Below are 19,950 nucleotides of genomic sequence, written 5' to 3'. Positions count from 1 at the left end.
CTGCACCGGCCTTGCCTTTCCCCCGCTCATCGCCTATATGCGCCATGCGTCCGGCCGCGTGTCGGCGCGATTTCACACACGAGGCAGGCTTGCTGGGCATCCAGCGATCCATCCGGTGGCAGGCAACTGTCGCAACGCTTCGTGGAGGCATCAACCGGTAAACAGGAGCAGCCATCATGGCACTGCCCGATTTTTCTATGCGCCAATTGCTTGAAGCTGGCGTCCACTTCGGCCACCAGAAGCATCGTTGGAACCCCAAGATGGAGCGTTTCATCTTCGGCGTGCGCAACGACATTCACATTCTCGACCTGAGCCAGACCGTGCCGGCCCTCAGCCGCGCCCTCCAGCTTATCTCCGACACCGTTGCCGATGGCGGCCGCGTGCTGTTCGTGGGCACCAAGCGCCAGGCCGCGCCGTTGGTGGCCGAGGCGGCCAAGTCGTCGGCCCAGTATTTCGTCAACTCGCGCTGGCTCGGCGGCACGCTGACCAATTGGCAGACCATCTCCAATTCGATCTCGCGCCTGCGCCAGCTCGAATCGATGGGCACCGACGAACTCGAAGGCCGCACCAAGAAGGAACGCCTGATGATGAGCCGCGAGCAGGAGCGCCTGGAGCGCGACCTCGGCGGCATCAAGGACATGGGTAACCTGCCGTCTTTGCTGTTCGTCATCGACACCAACAAGGAAGCCAACGCGATCAAGGAAGCCCGCCGCCTGGGCATTCCGGTCATTGCCATCGTCGACACCAATTGCGATCCCGACACCGTCGATTTCGCCATTCCCGGCAATGACGACGCCAGCCGCGCGCTCGAGCTTTATGTGTCGCTGGTCTCGCGCGCCGCGATCGACGGTATCGGCCGCTCGTCCAGCGCCATGGGCACCGATCTGGGCGCCTCCGATCGCGCGCCGGTTGAGGAAGCCCTGCCAGAAGCCGACGAGGCTCCTGCCGCCGAGCCCACACCAACCGTCAACTAAGACGCTTATACGAGCCCTGTTTTATTGAACCATGCGGCCCCTTTACGGGGCCGCCAAGAGGTGAACCTATGGAAATCACTGCTGGAATGGTCAAGCAGCTTCGCGACTCGACCGGTGTCGGGATGATGGACTGCAAGAAGGCCCTGGCCGAAACCAATGGCGACATGGAAGCCGCGGTCGATTGGCTGCGCACCCGTGGCCTGGCAAAAGCGGCCAAGAAGGCCGATCGCGTCGCCGCTGAAGGCCTGGTTGGCGTTGCCACCAATGGCACCGCTGCCGCCTTGGTCGAGGTCAATTCGGAGACCGATTTCGTGGCCCGGAACGAGCAGTTCCAGGCCATCGTCGGCAATGTCGCCAAGCTGGCGCTCGACGCCGACGGCGACGTGGTCAAGCTGGGCGAAATGCCCTTCCCGGGATCGGGCCACTCGGTTTCAGCCGAATTGACCGAAGCCATCGCCAAGATCGGCGAGAACATGACCCTGCGCCGCACTGCCTCGCTTTCGGTCGGCAATGGCGTGGTGGAAAGCTATGTCCATTCGGCCGTCAAGCCGGGCATGGGCAAGATGGGTATCCTGGTGGCCCTGGAGTCGACCGGCGACAAAACCGCGCTGTCGACACTTGGCAAGCAGCTCGCCATGCACATCGCCGCAACCAACCCGCTGTCGATTTCGCCTGACGATCTGGATCAGGCCGTCGTCGCTCGTGAGCGGGCAATTTTCGCCGAGCAGGCCCGCGAAAGCGGCAAGCCCGCCGAGATCGTGGAAAAGATGGTCGAAGGCCGCGTCCGCAAGTATTACGAGGAAGTCACGCTGCTGGCCCAGGTTTTCGTCATCGATGGCGAAACCAAGGTTGGCGACGCGATCAAGAATGCCGAGAAAGACGCCGGCGCGCCGATCAAGCTGACGCAATTCATTCGCTACGCGCTGGGCGAGGGCATTGAAAAGGTCGAGACCGATTTCGCTGCCGAAGTCGCCGCGACCTCAGGCGTCAAGCAGAACTGAACCGATCGAGGCGGGTCTCCGGGCCCGCCTTTTGCTCTCTGCCAGGTCCGGCCTCACCCGGCATCGATCGAGCACAATGTCTTAAACCTGATGCTGTTTCGTGGCTCCCGGCGCTTCCCACCGGGCGTCCTTATGCACTAATGTCTGTCGGGCGTCGCCGGAATCGGCGCCCCGTCCTGTAACAAGGGGTTTGCTGATGGCGCCTGCCTACAAACGCATTTTGCTCAAGGTATCGGGCGAAGCGCTGTCTGGCGATCAAAGCTTTGGCATCCAGCCCGAATACCTTGCCGGCGTCGCCGGACAGATTGCCGAAGTGGCGCGCTCCGGCATTCAGATGGCCATCGTCACCGGCGGCGGCAACATCTTTCGCGGCATGGCCGTGGCCGCCAATGGCGGCGATCGGGTCACCGCCGATATGATGGGCACGCTCGGCACTGTCATAAACGCCTTGGCCTTGGCCGGGGCCCTGACCGCCGCCGGCGTCAAGGCCAAGGTCTTCAGCGCTACCACCATGCCGTCGGTCGCCGACACCTATACCGCTCGTGCCGCCAAGGCAGCGCTTGAGGACGGCTATGTTGTCGTGCTCGGCGGCGGTATCGGCAATCCGTTCTTCACCACCGACACGGCCGCAGCCCTTCGCGGCATTGAGTTGGAATGCGACGTGGTGTTCAAGGGCACCAATGTGGATGGGGTTTATTCAGCCGATCCGAAAAAGGACCCGACCGCCACCCGCTACGACCAGATTAGCCACGATGACGTCATCAGCCAGAATTTGCGGGTCATGGACACAGCCGCCTTTGCCCTTGCCCGCGACAATAACCTGCCGATAATCGTTTACGCGCTGGACGACAAGGAAGGGCTCTCCGGCGTTCTCGCGGGCCGCGTCCGCAGCACACGCGTCGGCAAGCCGCTCTAGAGGATAATACCATGGCCTACAATCTCAATGATCTCAAAACCCGCATGCAGAAATCCATCGCCTCGCTCCGCGACGAGTTGGCGAGCCTGCGCACCGGCCGCGCCAGCGCCAGTCTGCTCGATCCGGTCACGGTGGAGGCCTATGGCAGTCGCATGCCGCTAAACCAGGTGGCCACGGTGACGGTGCCCGAGGCGCGCATGCTCAGCGTCCAGGTCTGGGATCGCCAGATGGCCAACGCCGTCGAAAAGGCCATTCGCGACAGTGGTCTTGGGCTCAACCCCATGGGGGAGGGGCAGGTGATCCGCGTTCCCTTGCCCGAGCTTAACGAGGAGCGCCGTCGCGATCTGACGAAGGTCGCGCATAACTACGCCGAGGCCGCTCGCGTCGCCATCCGCCACATCCGTCGCGACGGTATGGATGCGCTCAAAAAAGCCGAAAAAGACGGTGATATGAGCCAGGATGACGCCCGCGTACAAACCGATGTCGTGCAGAAGGCCACCGATGCGCATGTTGCCGAGGTCGATGCGCTGGTCTTCGCCAAAGAACAGGAAATCATGCAGGTCTGAGGCCCTTCAACCGCTGCGCCGGGAGGGCGTAGATGTCCAGCGAACCCGCTATCACCATCGACACCGCGCCGCTTTCGCGCCTGCGCGTTCCCGTGCATTTGGGGGTGATCATGGACGGCAACGGGCGCTGGGCCAAGGCACGCGGCAAGCGTCGCACCGAGGGTCATATCGAAGGCGTCAAGGCCCTGCGCACCCTGGTCGAGCTGTGCATCAACTATGGCGTGCGCAATGTCACGGTGTTCAGCTTCTCCTCCGAAAACTGGACGCGGCCACGCGAAGAGATAACCTTCATCTTCAATTTGCTGCGCCGCTTTGTGGCGTCCGATTTGCAAAAGCTGATCCGTAACAATGTTAGGGTGCGCATTATCGGCGCGCGCTCGGGCCTTGAGGCATCCCTGGTTCGCCTGATCGATGACGTTGAGGCCAAGACCGCCATCAATACCGGCCTAACGCTGATCGTGGCTTTCAATTATGGCGGCAAGGCCGAAATAACCGATGCCACACGCCTGATCGCCCGCGAGGTCGCTGCCGGCCGGCTGCATCCCGACGACATCACCGAAGCCACCATCGAGCGCAGCCTTTATACCCATGGTATTCCCGATCCCGAATTGATCATCCGCACTAGCGGCGAGCAGCGCATTTCCAATTTCCTGCTCTGGCAGGCGGCGTATTCCGAATTCGTATTCGTCGAGGAGAACTGGCCTGATTTCGACGAGGCCAGCTTCCTGCGCGTACTGCAGACCTTTTCATTGCGCGACCGGCGCTTTGGCGGTGTCGAGGCGAAATTGCCTTGACCAATCCCGGCGACCCCGCTGTCGAGCCCGTCCCCGCCCGCCGCCGCAATTGGGCCGACCTTGGCCCGCGTTTGGTGTCTGCCTCCATTCTTCTCCCCATCGTCGCGCTGACGCTCTACTTCGGTGGCTATCTGTTTGGGCTGGTGGTTGGCATCGTCTTTGCCGGCGTCTATCGGGAATGGGAGACCATGGTCACCCGCGCGCCGCTGACGCCGGTCGGCATTGCGCTGATTGCCCTCATGGCCCTGTGCGGACCGCTGTTCATCTGGCTCGGCCTGCTCGGCCCCCTCATGCTTGTGGCGCTGGCCTGCGCCCTGGCCATTGCCGCGCGCGGCGAGGAAACGCTCTGGCGCATCGGCGGCCTTGTCCTGATCGGCGCCGTCATTGTCGCCCTGCTTGCCTTGCGCGGCACGACGCCGGACGGCATCTGGGCCGGCGTATACCTTGCTACGGTAGTCTGGATGACTGACTCGGCTGCCTTCTTCACCGGCCGGCAGCTTGGCGGGGAAAAACTGGCTCCTGACATTTCGCCCTCCAAGACCTGGTCGGGCGCTCTTGGCGGACTGGCCCTTGGCACATCCGCAGGGCTCATGGTCTGGATCTTTGCCACCGACTCGCCTTGGTGGATCGGGCTTGTGACGTCGGCCACTATCAGCGTTCTCGGCCAATTGGGCGATCTGGGCGAAAGCGCGGCAAAGCGCCACTTCCGCATCAAGGACAGCGGCGATATCATTCCCGGACATGGCGGCCTGATGGACCGGCTCGACAGCCTCACATTCGGCGTCTTGTTCGTGCTGCTGATCGGCGCCTGGCATGCTGGCTTTGGCGCGGTCGCATCGGGCCTGCTGTTCTGGTAGTGCACCGACGCGGTCCAGCCGGTATCGGAAACTAAGGATAAAAATGCTCGATTTTCCGCTTTGGCTGCTGTCCTACGTGGTGCCGTTCCTGGCAGTACTGACAGTCATCGTTTTCGTGCACGAAATGGGGCATTATCTCGTAGCGCGCTGGAATGGCATCGCCATTCAGACTTTCTCCATCGGCTTTGGTCGCGAACTGATCGGCTGGGACGACAGGCACGGTACGCGCTGGAAGATTTCGGCAATTCCGCTCGGCGGCTACGTCCGCTTCGTCGGCGACATGAATGCCGCTAGCGTTCCTGATCCTGATGCGGTGGAAAACGCCGATCCGGCGCTCGCGCCACGCTTGTTTGCCAACAAGAACGTCTGGCAGCGCATTGCCGTGGTCGTAGCCGGTCCGCTGGCCAATGTCATCCTCACTTTCCTCATCCTTTACGCCCTGCTGCTCGGCTATGGCCGTTACACCATCCCTCCGGTGATCAGTGGGGTGACTGCAGGCTCAGTCGCCGAGCAGGCGGGCCTTGCACCCGGCGACACCATCATTTCGGTCGATGGCTATGTCGTGCGCGGCTTCGAGGATTTTCAACGCTATGTCGCCACCAGTCCCGCCCGACCGGTGAGCATTGCCATCGAGCGCAATGATGTCCCGCAAACCCTTTCCCTGACGCCCGAGGCTGTCCAGGTTCAGGATCGCTTCGGCAATAACCAGCGAATCGGCCGCATCGGCGTCAGCCGCGACATGACCGATACCGATGTCACGCTCTACCGGCCCGGACCGGTCGAGGCACTCGGCATGACCGTGGAGGAAATCCGCTTCATCGTGCAGCGCACCGGCGCCTTTCTCGGCGATTTCTTCGTCGGCCGCGGCGATGTCGAGCAGTTGGGCGGACCAGTCAAGGTCGCTAAGGTTTCCGGTGAAGTGGCTACGCTGGGCATCATCGCGCTGATCAACCTCACCGCCCTGCTGTCGCTCAATATAGGAATCTTCAACCTTTTGCCCGTACCGATGCTCGACGGCGGGCATCTGTTGTATTATCTGATCGAAGCGTTGCGCGGTCGTCCGCTCAGCATGAAGGTGCAGGAGATAGGCTTCCGCTTTGGCTTTGCCCTGGTGCTGGCCCTAACGGTGTTTACGCTCTTTAATGACACGCTTTTCGCCTATTTGAGGACGCTGAGCTAACCCCTTGTTAACCTTGGTTCGCAAGGTGTTGCACGAATACAAGGGCGCCAATCATTTACTAACCGCGTCCGGGCTTCCGCCTTGTCTGTGGTTAAAAAAACAGTAAAACAGTTCAATGGAGTTAGCTTGGGGGAGCGCTGTGCATGACGATTCTCCAGGCTGGGCGAAGAAGGCAATAAAAACGATGATCCACCCTAAAAGGCTGACGCGCGGCGTATTTCTCGCGCTGGCAATCCTGGGCGCTGCGCCACTCGTCCCCACCAGCATGCCGGTTTTCGGCACCGCAATTGTACAAGCGCAGGAACAGCTTGTTGGTTCCGTCTTGTTCGAGGGCAACAAGCGTTTCTCCGACGAGCAATTGCTGGCAATGGTCGATGTCTCGGCATCCGGCATCGTCACGCAGGAGCGCATCGCCTCCGATATTGAAAGCATCCGCCAGGCCTATGACAAGGATGGCTTCCGCTCCATCGGCGTGACCGCGCGCACCGAAGCCATCGCCGATGGTCGTATCCGCGTCACCTTCGTGGTCAACGAAGGCGAGCGCGCCGGCATTGCCGCAATCAATTTTACCGGCAACAATTCCATCGACAGCGGCAGCCTCAAGAACAATCTGCTGACCAAGGAAACCGGCATCCTGAGCTGGCTCTTCCGCGACGATACCTATGACGAGCAGAAGATCGCCGTCGATCGCGAGCGTGTGCGCCTGTATTACGCCAATCGCGGCTATCCCGATGCGCAGGTGACATCGGTCGGCGAATACGACGCCTCCAGGAATGCCTACTTCATCAACTTCACCGTCAACGAAGGTGAGCGGTATGAATTCGGCAATGTCGGGATCGAAACCAGCATCGATGGCCTCAACACCAATGTGCTGACCGGCACGGTGCAAACGGGGCAGGGCAGCCGTTATTCGGTGACCGACCTGCAAAAGACCATCGAAGACATGTCCTACGAGGCGACGTCGCAGGGCTATTCGTTCGCTGACGTGCGTGCCCGCGTCGATCGCGACGCTGCCAATCGGACGCTTAACGTCACCTATCTGGTTGACGAGGGCCCGCGGGTTTATGTCGAGCGCATCAACATCACCGGTAATACCAAGACGCGTGATTTCGTGATCCGTCGTGAGCTGGAGTTTGCCGAAGGCGACCCCTTCAATCGCTCCATGGTCGTTCGCGGCCGCTCCAACATCCAGGACCTCGGCTATTTCAGCGCCGTGGATATCTCCACCCAGGCTGGCTCGGCGCCGGACAAGGTTGTGATCAACATCGCCGTGACCGAGCAGTCGACAGGTGACTACGGCGCAACCGCGGGTTATTCCACCAACGATGGTATCTTGGGCGAAATCTCGCTGACGGAACGCAACTTCCTTGGTCGTGGCCAGTACCTGCGGGCTGCCATTGGCGCTTCCGAGTCAGGCCAGACCTACGACTTTTCGTTTACCGAGCCGCGCTTCATGGGTCTTAAGGTCAGCGCCGGCGTCGACGCCTATCATCGGATCACCGACGAAAGCGAGACGAATTTCTACGGCTCCGAATCAACTGGCGGACAGCTTCGCTTCGGCGTGCCCCTGACGCGCGATTTGTCGGCGACCATCTTTGCCGGCGGTGAACGCAAGGTCATCGTCGACGTTGAGGACAATCCGCAGTATCAGTCGACGCTGGTTGTCGATGGTGAGGAATACTACAAGGCGTTCATCGGCTATACCCTCACTTGGAATGGCGTCGACAATGTCAAGAAACCCACCGAGGGCTTCTACGGCACCTTCACGCAGCAATATATCGGCTGGGATCATAACCTGATCAAAACCGAGGCTCGTGGGCGCTACTTCATCCCTCTGCTTGATGACAGCGGCATCGTGGCCAGCATCAAGGGCCAGGCTGGCGTCATCAATGCGCTCGACGATGCAGGCGTGAGTTCGGTCGAAGCCTTCAATCCGGGCAGCTCGCTGATCCGTGGCTTCGAAGGCCGGGGCCTTGGGCCACGGCTGACGACGGGCGAATATCTCGGGGCGACTGCCTATGCCGGTATCTCGGGTGAAATCCAGTTCCCGATCCCGGTTCTTCCCGAGAGCTATGGCCTGAGCGGCGCCGTTTGGGCCGATGCGGCCTGGGTCGATGGTATGCCCGCCTATGGCGACAATACGGTATCGCCGGGCAGCACCGATGAGCCGATCCGTGCCTCGGTTGGTGCGTCCCTGCTCTGGGACTCGCCGTTCGGACCCCTGCGCGGCGACTTCGCGCATGTCCTCAACCAGTCGAGCGAGGATCGCACCCAGGTGTTCCAGCTGACCTTGTCGACGCTGCTGTAACCAGATCGGCGTGAATGATGATCGAGCCGCGGGGCGGTAGCGCCGCGGCTCGATCCTTTTGAGTGATACCCCAATGGTCGATACCCGCTTTCATCGCTTCGCCGGTCCGACCACGCTCGGCACGATATTGACCGCGACCGGCTGGAGCGACGCGCTGGCAGGACTGCCGGCCAGCGATTTCGCAATCGCCGGTGTTGCCGAGCTGGATCTCGCCGGTCCCCACGATCTGGCGCTGGCCGCTCACCTTAACTATGTCGAGGAACTGCGCGCCACTTCGGCAGGCCTCGTCATAGTCGCTGCCGGCCTGCGCGACGCCGTGCCCGCTCATAGCCAATCCATTCTCGTCGAGCAGCCGCACCAGTTGTTCGCCGATATTCTGGACTATCTCTATCCCGGCAGCACCCGCTCGATCATTGCCGCACTGCGCGACGATCTGGGTGCGCCGATTCTGGAACGCGACGTGGTATTGGGCACCAATGTAGTGGTGGGATCAGGCGTGCAGATTGGCCGCGGCACCATTATCGGGGCCAATACCGTCATCGGCTCCGGCGTTACCATCGGCCGCAACTGCACCATTGCCCCCAATTGCACGATCGATTGCGCCCATCTCGGCAACGGGGTGACCATCCATTCGGGCGTCCGCATCGGCACCGAAGGCTTCGGCTGGCTCGACCATGGCCGCTCCAATCGTAAAATCCCCCAGCTTGGCCGCGTCATCGTGCAGGATCACGTGGAAATCGGCGCCAATTCGACAATCGATCGCGGCGCCCTGGGCGATACAGTGGTCGGCGAAGGCACCAAGATCGACAACCTGGTCCAGATTGGCCACAACTGCCGCATAGGTCGCAATTGCCTCATCGCCGCCATGAGTGGGCTTTCGGGATCGACGATCGTCGGGGATGGCGTGTTGATGGGCGGCGGTACCGGCACCTCCGGCCACCTGACGATCGGCGCCGGTTCGGTGATACACGGGCGCGCCGCGGTAACCAAGAACTGGCCTCCCGGCTCCAAGCTTGCCGGTGCCCCGGCGCAGGATATAAGAGACTTCTGGCGGGAAATCGCTGTCATGCGGAAACTCTCGAAGGGGGACAAGCGGAAATGAACGATCAGTCGATCGCGAGCACCGAACTCACCGCGATGAGTATTGCCGAAATCCTGCAGGCTCTGCCGCACCGCTATCCAATGTTGATGATCGACCGGATCGTCGAGATCAACGGCGATCAGTCCGCCATCGGCATCAAGAACGTCACCTTCAATGAGCCCATATTTCAGGGCCACTTTCCCGAAAATCCGATCTTTCCGGGCGTACTGATCATCGAGGGTATGGCGCAGACCGCCGGTGCCATCGTCATCCACAATGACTCCAATGGCGGCAGGAAGAACATTGTTCTGATGCTGGGCGTCGACAAGGCCAAGTTCCGCAAGCCGTCCGGCCCCGGCGACACGATCGAGTATCACATTTCCAAGATCCAGCGCCGCCGCAATGTCGGGCGCTACCAGGCCAAGGCGATCGTCGATGGCCATGTGATCGCCGAAGCGGAGATTACGGCGATGATCGTGGGTGCGCCCCTGTGAGCCAGGCTTTGGTACACCCAACCGCAATTGTCGGGGCAGGGGCCAGGCTTGGGGCCGGCGTCAAGATCGGCCCGTTCTGCATCATCGGCGACAATGTGGCGCTGCATGACGATGTCGAGCTGATTTCCCACGTATCGATCGATGGTCATACCGAGATTGGCGCCGGCAGCCGGGTGTTCCCTTTTGCCTCGATCGGCCACGAGCCGCAGGATCGCAAATATGCCGGCGAAGAGTCGCGATTGGAGATCGGGGAGCGCTGCGTTATCCGCGAGGCCGTGACGATCAATCCCGGCACCGCCGCCGGCGGCATGCTGACCAGGATCGGCAATGACTGCCTGCTGATGGCCAGCGCCCACGTGGCTCACGATTGCATCATTGGCAACAACGTCATCATGGCCAATTACGTCGGCCTGGCCGGCCATGTCGTGGTCGGCGACAACGTCACGTTCGGCGGCATGGCCGTGGTGCATCAGCGCACGCGCGTTGGCCCGCACGCCTTTATCGGCGCCCAGTCGATGATCGACGGCGACGTGATCCCCTATGGGATGGCTCTGGGCAACCGCGCCTCGCTGGCGGGCCTGAACCTGGTTGGCCTCAAGCGGCGCAAGTTCGATCGCGAGGCGATCCATCGGTTGCGCGCCGCCTATCGCATGATTTTCGCCAGCGAGGGGACCTTGCGCGAGCGGGTTGAAGACGCTGCCGAACTGTTCAAGAACGATGCCTTGGTGCAGGACGTGGTGACCTTCATCGGGGCTGCATCCGACCGTCCGATCCTGACCCCTCGCAACGGCCACGCGCCCGAATAAATGGCCAGGTCGACGGGGCGGCTTTCGATTTTCGCCGGAACCGGAGCCCTCGCGCCGCTGGCAGTGCAGGCGGCTTTGGCCGCCGGCTACAAGGTGCAGGTCCTTTCCCTGACCCCGCGCGAGGATGTCACCGACGTCAAGGTCATCGCCGCCGATGTCGCCAATCCGCTTGCCATCATCTGGGCGCTCAAGGTCTTTCGCACCACCCATATCGTCATGGCCGGCGCCATCCACCTGCCCGACAAGGCGCGCGAAGGCTTGATCCGCTTCGCCAACAAGGATGTGCCGTCCTCGGGCAATGCTGCCCCGGTCGGTGACGCAACCCTTGCAGCGCTGGGCAGCGTGCTCAAGAAAATGAGCGGTGCCGACCTGGTCGGCATCCATGAAATCGCCCCGGACCTTCTGGCGCCGGAAACGACGATCGCGGGCCCGGACCTTGTCGACGCCGACCTGGCATTTGCCCGGTTTGCCCTGCGCACGGCGCGGGCCATCGGCGCGCTCGATATCGGCCAGGCTGCCGTCGTTTCGGGTCACCGCATTATCGCGGTCGAAGACATTGGCGGCACCGATGCCCTGATTGCGCGCATAGGCGAATTGAAGCGCCAGGGCCTTGCCGGCGATGGCGCCGCGCGACTGATCCTGGCCAAGGCCATCAAGCCACAACAGCCCAGTTTTGCCGATCTGCCTGCTATCGGCCCGCAAACCGTGATCAATTGCACCACTGCCGGCATCACGGCGATTGCGGTGGAAGCGGGCCGCAGCCTGCTGCTGCAACGCGCTGAACTGCTCGACACCGCCAACCGGCTCGGCATCAGCGTCGTCGGCCTGAGGCTTGCCGATGAATAATACCTTCAAGCTGTTTGTTCTGGCTGGCGAGCCATCCGGCGATCGCATCGCTGCCGACTTGGTCAAGCGACTGCGCGCCAAGGTCAATGTCGACGTGTCCGGCGTCGGCGGCGATGAGTTGATCGGCCAGGGATTGCGCCCGCCGTTCCCCATGAGCGACCTCGCGGTCATGGGGCTGACCGACGTGCTGCTGCGCCTGCCGCTGCTGCTGTGGCGCATCGAGCAAACGGCGCGCGCCATCATGGCAACCCAGCCCGATATCGTCGTCCTGGTCGATGCCCAGGATTTCTCCAAGCGTCTGGCCAAGCGGATCAAGACGCTCGGCTTCGGCAAACCCATCCTGCTCTACGTGGCGCCTACCGTCTGGGCCCGTGCACCGCACCGTGCCAAGGCGCTCAAGCCCCTGTTCGACGAGGTATTGGCCGTGCTGCCCTTCGAGCCGGCAGTGATGACGCGCCTCGAGGGTCCGCTAACCAGCTATGTCGGGCATCCGGCGCTGGATGAAGGCCTGGCGATCTGCGCCACCTCTGCCCGAGGGCTGGTGGCGCTGTTACCCGGCAGCCGGAACGGCGAGTTGCGCCGCCATCTGCCTGTGCTGGGCCAGGTTGCCGGCCAGTTGGCCGATCATTCCGCCGTGGACGGATTTTTCATCCCCACCTTGCCGTCGCTGGAGTCCCGACTCCGCGCCGAAACGGCCAACTGGCCCGTCCCGGTGACGATCGTTGCGGACCGAACGGCCCGTCATGCGCTCTACGCTCAAAGCATCATCGCACTATCGGTCTCCGGCACCGCCACGCTGGAACTGGCGCTGGCGCGCCTGCCCATGGTGGTCATCTATGTGCTCGACACGCCCCAGGCCCGCGAGTTCGAGCGGATCGGCCGCCCGCAGGTAGGGCTGCCCAATATTATCCTGGCCCGCCCGGTAACCGAGGAACTGATCACGGTCAGGCCCGAACCCGACCTGCTGGTCGCCGCCGCAAGGCGCCTGCTGGACAATGAAAAAGCCCGCCACAACCAGATCGTGGCCTTTGACGAACTCGTTGCATTGATGGAGCAGGGCGCCCCCGATGCCCCCCGGCAGGACCCTGCAGACCGGGTCCTTGGCCATTGGCCGGTCAGCGACCGGTGATCGCCTCGTAGTCGCGCGCTGGCGAGCCATTGTACAGCTGGCGCGGCCGTCCGATCTTCTTTTGCGGATCGGCGATCATTTCCTTCCACTGCGCGATCCAGCCCACCGTGCGCGCCATGGCGAACAGCACGGTAAACATCGAGGTGGGGAAGCCGATCGCTTCCAGGATGATCCCCGAATAGAAATCGACATTGGGATAGAGCTTGCGGTCAATGAAGTATTGATCCTCGAGCGCGATCTTTTCCAGCGCCTGCGCCACCTGCAGCGTGGGATTGTTGTGCACGCCCAACAGCTCCAGCACGTCCTTGGCCGTGGCTTGCATCACCGTCGCCCTGGGATCGAAATTCTTGTAGACGCGGTGCCCGAAGCCCATCAGCTTGAAGCCCGAATTCTTGTCCTTGGCGCGCGCAATGAATTCGGGAATGCGATCGACGGTGCCGATTTCCTTGAGCATGTTGAGCGCCGCTTCATTGGCGCCGCCATGGGCCGGACCCCACAGGCAGGCCACCCCGGCCGCGATGCAAGCAAACGGATTGGCGTCCGACGAGCCGGCCAGCCGCACGGTCGAGGTCGAGGCATTCTGCTCGTGGTCGGCATGGAGGGTAAAAATCAGGTCCATCGCCTTGGCGACAACCGGGTTGGCCACGTATTCCTCCGCCGGCACGGAAAAACACATCCGCAGGAAATTGGACGCATAGTCGAGATCGTTTCGCGGATAAACGAACGGCTGCCCGACCGAGTATTTATACGCCATCGCGGCGATCGTCGGCATCTTGGCGATCATCCGGATGGAGGCGATTTCGCGCTGCTGCGGATCGGTGATGTCGGTGGAGTCGTGGTAAAACGCGGCCATTGCCCCGACCACGCCGGTCATGATCGCCATCGGATGCGCATCGCGCCGGAAGCCGCGATAGAAATAGTGCATCTGCTCGTGCACCATGGTGTGGTGCGTCACCAGCTCGTCGAATTCGGCCAGTTGCTGCGTGTTGGGCAATTCGCCGTAAAGCAGCAAATAGCACACTTCGGTATAGCTGCTTTTGGCGGCAAGCTGGTCGATCGGGTAGCCGCGATACAGCAGTTCGCCCTTGTCGCCATCGATATAGGTGATCGCGCTGTCGCAAGCGGCGGTCGAGGTAAACCCGGGATCGTAGGTGAACAATCCGGTCTTGGCATAAAGCGATCGGATGTCGATGACATCCGGTCCCACCGACCCGGACAGCACCGGAAATTCGTAGGACTGGTCCCCGATGACGAGTTTGGCGACTTTATCGGTCATTGAGCTCTCCTCGATGGCCCACCACCCGAGCGGAAGGGAGTTTCGTTGGGCGGGGCCGGCAAACTTGGCTTAAGCATATGCTCTATTTGAGGTATCAGCATTGCCCCTTTCGAGGCAACCGATAGGTAAACCGATATTATTTGCTCTCGATTTGGTCGCCAAGCCGCGCCAGGCTTTCATCGCGTCCGATCAGCACCATAACCTCGAAAATACCCGGCGAAATCGTCCGTCCCGTCAATGCGGCGCGCAACGGCTGTGCCAACTTTCCCAGCTTTAACCCCTTGGCGTCCGCCAGGACACGCATCGCGGCATCGATTGCCGGCACGCTCCAATCGTTCAAACCCGTCAACAATTCGCGAACATCGCCGAGCACCGCCCGCGCATCGGGCGTCAGCAATGCCGCGGCCGCGCTATCGATAGTCAACGGACGTGACGCATAGATGAACTGCGCCAGCTCGATCAGTTCCAGGACGGTCTTGGCGCGTGGCTGCAATTCTGGCAGCGCCGCCAGCACGGTCTGCGTGTTGGCGACAAGGCCCTCATGATCGGCCAGCCGGCCGATTTCCTGCGCCAGTGCCACCATCACGCCGTAAAGATAATCCGGCGCCGCCTCGCGGATATAGTGCCCGTTGATGCTTTCCAGCTTGACGAAGTCGAAGCGCGCCGCGCCCTTGTTGAGCGCTTCGAGGCTAAACCACTCGATCATCTGCTCGGTCGAGAAAATCTCGTCGTCCTGGTGCGACCAGCCCAGCCGCGCCAGGTAATTGCGCAGCGCCTCGGGCAGGTAGCCCATTTCACGATAGACGTTCACGCCCAGGGCGCCATGGCGTTTGCTGAGCTTGGCGCCATCGGCCCCGTGGATCAGCGGAATGTGGGTCATCTCCGGCACGGTCCAGTCCATGGCGTTGTAGATGACGATCTGGCGCGCGGCATTGGTCAGATGATCGTCGCCGCGAATGATATGGGTGACGCCCATGTCATGATCGTCCACCACAACGGCATGCATATAGGTGGGCGTGCCGTCAGAACGCAGGATGATGAAATCGTCCAGGTTCTCGGTTTTGAACACGACCTTGCCCTGGACATGGTCATCAACCACGATCTCGCCAGCCAGCGGCGCCTTGATGCGCACCACGGGCGCCACGCCGGCGGGTGCCTCGGCCGGGTCGCGGTCGCGCCAATAGCCGTTATAGCGCGGTGGCTTGCCGGCGGCGCGGGCTTCCTCGCGCATTTGCGTCAACTCGTCCGGCGAACAATAGCAGAGATAGGCATGGCCCTTGGCCACCAGCTCGTGCGCGATTTCGGCATGCCGCGCCGCACGGCCAAACTGCAGGGTCGGCTCATCGTCCCATTGCAGTCCCAGCCAGCTCAACCCGTCATAGATCGCCTGGATCGCCGGTTCGGTCGAACGCTCGCGATCGGTATCCTCGATGCGCAGCAGCATCTTGCCGCCCGTATGGCGCGCATAGGCCCAGTTGAACAGGGCGGTGCGGGCGCTGCCGATATGCAGGTAACCGGTTGGCGAGGGCGCGAAGCGAGTGATGACCTGGGACATGAGACCGGAACGGTTGGACGAGTTTGCGTGCCGTGTGTAGCATAGGCGGGTATGAGCGCAAGGGCAGGGGGCAAGCCGGTGCGGGGGGCCGAAACACTGGACATCGCCGAGCTGCCGGTGGCACGCAAGCCGCCCGGCATCGTCGTCACCTGGCCACCGTCGCCTGGCCCTGTAGCTGTGCCATGGCGGCAGCGACTGACCCTCTCGCTGTCCCTGGCGATCGGGGACGCGATCGAAACGCGACGCTTGTTCGTGCTCCTGCCTTTCAGCATCATCGGCGGGCTCGTCGCCTATAGCCAGCTGCCCCACGAGCCAAGTCCTTGGGCTCTGCTCGGCGTGGCGATCCTGCTCGTGGCGCTGCTTGCCGCCTCGCTCGCGCATATCGATCGGCTGCGTGCCCTGGTGCTGCTGTCGGCCTTTTGGGCCGGCCTCTGCCTGCTGCCGGTCCATGGTCTGCTGTTCGGCACGCCCATGCTGAGCTTTCCCATCTATGGGCAATATCGCGCGACGGTCGATGAAATCCTGACCCAAACCGCAACCGAGCGGCGCATCGTCGTCTCGCAGTTGACGCCCGTGGGGGACAGCAAGTCCGCGATCGTCGCGCGCGCCCGCCTGCTGGTCGGCGCTGAGCCGCCGCTCGCACCCGGCGATGTCATCGAAGCCCGGCTACGGCTTGCGCCCATTCCCGGTCCCGTCCTGCCCGGCGCTTTCGACAGCCAGTTTCACGCTTATTTTTCCGGCATTGGCGCCTATGGCAACGTCACCGGCGGCCTGGTGCTGGTGTCGAGCGGCTCCGGCCTTGACCCGACCCGCGCCGTGGAAAATCTGCGCCGCGCCATTGCCAGCCGTATCGAGCGCGTGCTGACCGGCGCCTCGGCCGCCATCGGCCAAGCCATGGTCATGGGCGACCAGAGCCTGATTTCAGATGAAACCCGCGACGTCATGGCCGCCTCGGGGCTGGCCCATGTCTATTCCATTTCGGGGCTGCACCTGTCGCTGGTGGCCGGCGGGGTCTATGCCATATTGCGCCTGCTCCTGGCCAGCCTCGCCGGTTGGACACCGCCTTTGCCGGTCAAGAAAATCGCCGCGCTGGGCGGCATAGTGACAGCCTGCTTTTATCTGCTGCTGGCCGGCGGCATCGCCAATGTCCCGGCGCTGCGCTCCACACTCATGCTGGGCTTGATCTTCGGCGCCGTGCTTGCGGGTCGGCGGGCCCTGACCATGCGCAACGTCGCGATCGCCGCGCTGGTCATCATCGTCATCGATCCGGCCAGCGTCTTCCGCGCCAGCTTCCAGCTCTCTTTTGCCGCCGTGGTCGCGCTGATCGGCGTTTACGAGCTTCCCCGCAAGCCGCCGGCCGAGCACCGGAGCTGGATCGGCCGGAGTGTCAAACACATATGGGTCGCCGCGCTCACCAGCCTGATCGCCGGCACGGCGACGCTGTTGTTTTCCGCCTATCATTTCCAGCAAACCGCTCCGCTTGGTGTCTTGGGCAATGTGCTGGTCCTGCCCGTCGTCTCCGTCGTCATCATGCCCGCCGCCATGGCATCGGTTCTTGCCATGCCGTTCGGCCTCGAATCCCCATTCCTGCTGGTCATGGCCTGGGGCATCGAGCGCATGCTGGACATTGCGGCCTTGGTCGCCGGCTGGAGCGCGGGCCTGCAAGGCAACCCGCTCCTGACGCCGATTGCCCTTTTCATCGGCCTGTTGGCCATGGCCTGGTTTGCCTTTGTCCGAACCTATTGGCGGTTCGCCGCGCCTATCCTCGCGATCCCGGCAATCCTCCTATTTGCGCTCGACGCGCGCCCCGACGTGCTGATCGCCGATACCACCCGGGCCGTAGCAGTCCGCAGCACGTCCGGTCTTGGTCTGCTCGCCGGCAAGACCGGCACCTTCGCCGTCGACGTCTGGAGCCAATATTACCAGGAGGATATCGCGGACGCACTCGATGACGCCCATTGCGACAGTCTTGCCTGCATGGCCGCGACCGACGCCTTCTCGATTTCCGTGGTCGCCAGCCCGGACGCCTTTGCCGAAGATTGCGCCCGGCACGATCTGATCATCGCCCGCATTCCGGCGCCTGCCTATTGCCGGGCGCAGACGCAGGTCATCGATGCGCGCGACCTGCGCGCCGGCGGCGTGCAATGGCTGCGCTGGAACGCGGCGGCCAAAGCCTTCGACATCCGCCCGGCCGTGCCCAGCCTCACGCGCCCTTGGCGAGCCGCGCTACGCTGACACCCGCCGCCGGCATGTCCGCCGTGCCCACCACATAGCCGGTTTCGTCCGCTGCAGCGTTGAGCGTAGCAGCTCCCGCTCCATAGTTCACATAGACGCGAAAACCGTCCCGCACCCGACACCGCACGCCCGCGGGCAGGTTGAGCACCGGCAGGTCGGCTTCAGCGATCAAATGGTCGACCACACGTTGCATCAGCGCCTTGTTGCCGCTCGCGGTCAGGTAATACAGCTTGCCCTGCGATACCAGCACCGGCAACTCGTCGTGGTCCTCGAACACCACTTCGCCGCCGGTCTCAACCCGCTCGCGCCAATGCTGCACCGCGCCGCCGCCCTTGACCGGCGTCTGATGCACCGGGTCAGTCGTGCTAACCCGGACGACGCGCAGATCCAGCAGGTTGCGCGGCAAATCTGGCGCGAGGGACCGCGGAATGGAAAAATTCTCCGTCTTGGAACCGCTGCGAGGTCCGATCAGCAACAGTCCCTCGAACTCTTCGATGGCCGTCCGCAAGGCGTCGTTCCAGGTAAACAGCGCCGGAATGGCGACGATGTCGTAACCGGCAAAGCTCGTCGTTGCCGGTGGCAGGATATCGATATCGACGCCATGCTTGCGGAACGATGCGTAAATCGCCCGCACATGGGCGCCGTGGCTGAAGCCCTTGCCCTGCGGCTGGATTTGCCAGGCCCACTCGCTCTGGTAGTCGAAGACGATGGCGACTCGCGCCTTGCCGGCCACGCCGCTGATGCCGGTCGCCTGCAATTCCTGTGCAACCTGCACGGCCTCGCCATAGGCAGGCGCCGGCTCGCTGTCGGGCCGCAATAGCCCGGCATGCATCTGCTCCTGCGCGAACGGCGCCTGCCGCCAGCGGAAATAGGTGACGACCTCGGCGCCATGCGCAAACGCCTCCCAAGCCCAAAGCCTGGCCATGCCGGGCAGGGGATCGGGATTATAATCGGCCCAGTTCACCGGCCCCGGCTGCTGCTCCATGATCCACCAGCGGCCATGGCCCACGCTGCGATAAAGATCGTGGTGAAACCCCTGATAATCCGGCTCGCCCTGGCGCATGTACTGCGTCTTGACGTCGTCCGGCTCGTCGCTGACCGCCAGGTGTCCCAGCGGATACGCATCCCAACTGGCCACATCGAGCGTCTTGGCAACGTCATAGTGGTCGAACTCGGTGAACCGGCCCATGAAATTGTGGATGACCGGCAGGTCGGGTCGCGCGGCTTTCAAAATCTCGTACTGCACCGCGTTGAACGCCGCCACCTGGTCGGACGAATAGCGCCGGAAGTCCATGTCATGGGCGGGCGATGCCTCGGCTACCAGGAGGTTTGGCAGCTCGATCTGGTCGAACCGGTTGTATTCCATCGACCAGAATACATTGCCCCACGCCTCGTTCAGCGCCGCGATCGTGCCATAGCGTGCCTCCAGCCAGAGCCGAAACCCGGCCAGTGCCGCCGGCGAATACGAGTATGTCGTGTTGTGGCAGCCATATTCATTGTCGGTCTGCCAGCCACCGAGGGCCGGGTGCTGTCCCACCGCGTCAGCCAGCAATTGCGTGATCCGGCGCGCTTCCTCGCGATAGCCGAGATGGGAAAAGTCATAATGCCGGCGCGAACCGAAACCCTTCCGCCGGCCGTCGGCGCCCACGGCCAGCATGTCGGGATGCTTGCCGACGACCCAGCGCGGTGGCGTGGCCGTCGGCGTGCCGAACACCACTTTGAGCCCGTGCTTGCCAAGCACGTCCATGGCGCGAATGATCCACTCGAACGTCAGTTCGCCGGGAGCCGCTTCAAGCTTGGACCAGGCGAACTCGCCGATACGAACGAATTTTATCCCCACTTCCGCCATGCGAGCGGCATCGCCGTCCCACCATGTCTCCGGCCAATGTTCGGGATAATAGCAAACGCCAAGCGCAGGGGTCATGAAGTAAA

Annotated in this window: 17 protein-coding genes; 14 read left to right on the top strand and 3 right to left on the bottom strand. The window is 62.6% G+C overall.

What is annotated here, in order from left to right:
- The first annotated feature begins 176 nt into the window (after positions 1-176).
- The 13 genes from rpsB to ACFE8X_RS08125 all read left to right on the top strand — a co-directional run bounded on the left by rpsB (position 177) and on the right by ACFE8X_RS08125 (position 12,952).
- Positions 177-974, top strand: a complete 798-nt coding sequence (rpsB, locus tag ACFE8X_RS08185) for a 30S ribosomal protein S2 (RefSeq protein WP_375450968.1) — start codon at positions 177-179, stop codon at positions 972-974.
- Between the two features lie 68 nt (positions 975-1,042).
- Positions 1,043-1,975 carry a translation elongation factor Ts gene (tsf, locus tag ACFE8X_RS08180; RefSeq protein ID WP_375450967.1) on the top strand — a complete coding sequence of 311 codons (933 nt, stop codon included), beginning with the start codon at positions 1,043-1,045 and terminating at the stop codon, positions 1,973-1,975.
- A gap of 196 nt (positions 1,976-2,171) precedes the next feature.
- Entirely contained in the window at positions 2,172-2,891 is a 720-nt protein-coding gene (pyrH, locus tag ACFE8X_RS08175; protein WP_375450966.1) for a UMP kinase, read from the top strand.
- 11 nt (positions 2,892-2,902) lie between these two features.
- Positions 2,903-3,457, top strand: a complete 555-nt coding sequence (gene frr / locus ACFE8X_RS08170; protein ID WP_375450965.1) for a ribosome recycling factor — start codon at positions 2,903-2,905, stop codon at positions 3,455-3,457.
- Positions 3,458-3,489: 32 nt separating this feature from the next.
- The gene (locus ACFE8X_RS08165; RefSeq protein WP_375450964.1) at positions 3,490-4,251 is read left to right on the top strand and encodes an isoprenyl transferase; all 762 of its coding nucleotides are present in this window, start codon (positions 3,490-3,492) and stop codon (positions 4,249-4,251) included.
- Positions 4,248-5,108 carry a phosphatidate cytidylyltransferase gene (locus ACFE8X_RS08160; protein WP_375450963.1) on the top strand — a complete coding sequence of 287 codons (861 nt, stop codon included), beginning with the start codon at positions 4,248-4,250 and terminating at the stop codon, positions 5,106-5,108. Before ACFE8X_RS08165 ends, ACFE8X_RS08160 begins: the two co-directional genes overlap by 4 nt.
- Positions 5,109-5,151: 43 nt before the next feature.
- Positions 5,152-6,288 carry an RIP metalloprotease RseP gene (rseP, locus tag ACFE8X_RS08155; protein WP_375450962.1) on the top strand — a complete coding sequence of 379 codons (1,137 nt, stop codon included), beginning with the start codon at positions 5,152-5,154 and terminating at the stop codon, positions 6,286-6,288.
- A 184-nt stretch (positions 6,289-6,472) separates the two neighbouring features.
- Positions 6,473-8,596 (top strand): outer membrane protein assembly factor BamA, encoded by a 2,124-nt coding sequence (gene bamA / locus ACFE8X_RS08150; protein ID WP_375450961.1) that lies wholly within the window; start codon positions 6,473-6,475, stop codon positions 8,594-8,596.
- Positions 8,597-8,669: 73 nt separating this feature from the next.
- Complete coding sequence (gene lpxD / locus ACFE8X_RS08145) at positions 8,670-9,698, top strand: UDP-3-O-(3-hydroxymyristoyl)glucosamine N-acyltransferase (protein ID WP_375450960.1); 1,029 nt, start codon at positions 8,670-8,672, stop codon at positions 9,696-9,698.
- Positions 9,695-10,171: a 3-hydroxyacyl-ACP dehydratase FabZ gene (gene fabZ, locus ACFE8X_RS08140; protein WP_375450959.1), complete on the top strand. Its 477-nt coding sequence runs from the start codon at positions 9,695-9,697 to the stop codon at positions 10,169-10,171. Before lpxD ends, fabZ begins: the two co-directional genes overlap by 4 nt.
- On the top strand, positions 10,168-10,977 hold the full coding sequence (gene lpxA / locus ACFE8X_RS08135; protein ID WP_375450958.1) for an acyl-ACP--UDP-N-acetylglucosamine O-acyltransferase: 810 nt from the start codon (positions 10,168-10,170) through the stop codon (positions 10,975-10,977). Before fabZ ends, lpxA begins: the two co-directional genes overlap by 4 nt.
- Positions 10,978-11,823, top strand: a complete 846-nt coding sequence (lpxI, locus tag ACFE8X_RS08130; RefSeq protein ID WP_375450957.1) for a UDP-2,3-diacylglucosamine diphosphatase LpxI domain-containing protein — start codon at positions 10,978-10,980, stop codon at positions 11,821-11,823.
- Positions 11,816-12,952: a lipid-A-disaccharide synthase gene (locus ACFE8X_RS08125; RefSeq protein ID WP_375450956.1), complete on the top strand. Its 1,137-nt coding sequence runs from the start codon at positions 11,816-11,818 to the stop codon at positions 12,950-12,952. Before lpxI ends, ACFE8X_RS08125 begins: the two co-directional genes overlap by 8 nt.
- Here the strand turns inward: ACFE8X_RS08125 and gltA are convergent.
- Together gltA and gltX are read right to left on the bottom strand one after the other, a co-directional pair.
- Positions 12,939-14,228 (bottom strand): citrate synthase, encoded by a 1,290-nt coding sequence (gene gltA / locus ACFE8X_RS08120; RefSeq protein WP_375450955.1) that lies wholly within the window; start codon positions 14,226-14,228, stop codon positions 12,939-12,941. The genes ACFE8X_RS08125 and gltA overlap by 14 nt on opposite strands.
- Positions 14,229-14,364: 136 nt before the next feature.
- On the bottom strand, positions 14,365-15,783 hold the full coding sequence (gene gltX, locus ACFE8X_RS08115) for a glutamate--tRNA ligase (RefSeq protein WP_375450954.1): 1,419 nt from the start codon (positions 15,781-15,783) through the stop codon (positions 14,365-14,367).
- Between the two features lie 51 nt (positions 15,784-15,834).
- Between gltX and ACFE8X_RS08110 the strand changes: the two genes are divergently transcribed.
- Positions 15,835-18,018, top strand: a complete 2,184-nt coding sequence (locus tag ACFE8X_RS08110; protein ID WP_375450953.1) for a ComEC/Rec2 family competence protein — start codon at positions 15,835-15,837, stop codon at positions 18,016-18,018.
- On the opposite strand, the gene ACFE8X_RS08105 is transcribed toward ACFE8X_RS08110, so the two are convergent.
- Positions 17,987-19,942, bottom strand: coding sequence for a beta-galactosidase (locus ACFE8X_RS08105; RefSeq protein ID WP_375450952.1), 1,956 nt, complete (start codon positions 19,940-19,942; stop codon positions 17,987-17,989). The two genes, ACFE8X_RS08110 and ACFE8X_RS08105, sit on opposite strands and share 32 nt — an antisense overlap.
- Between the last annotated feature and the right edge of the window lie 8 nt (positions 19,943-19,950).

It is taken from the genome of uncultured Devosia sp., from assembly GCF_964244875.1.
Lineage (GTDB): Bacteria > Pseudomonadota > Alphaproteobacteria > Rhizobiales > Devosiaceae > Devosia.
Note: the sequence above shows the minus strand (reverse complement) of the source record. Positions and strands in the feature narration are given on the sequence as shown.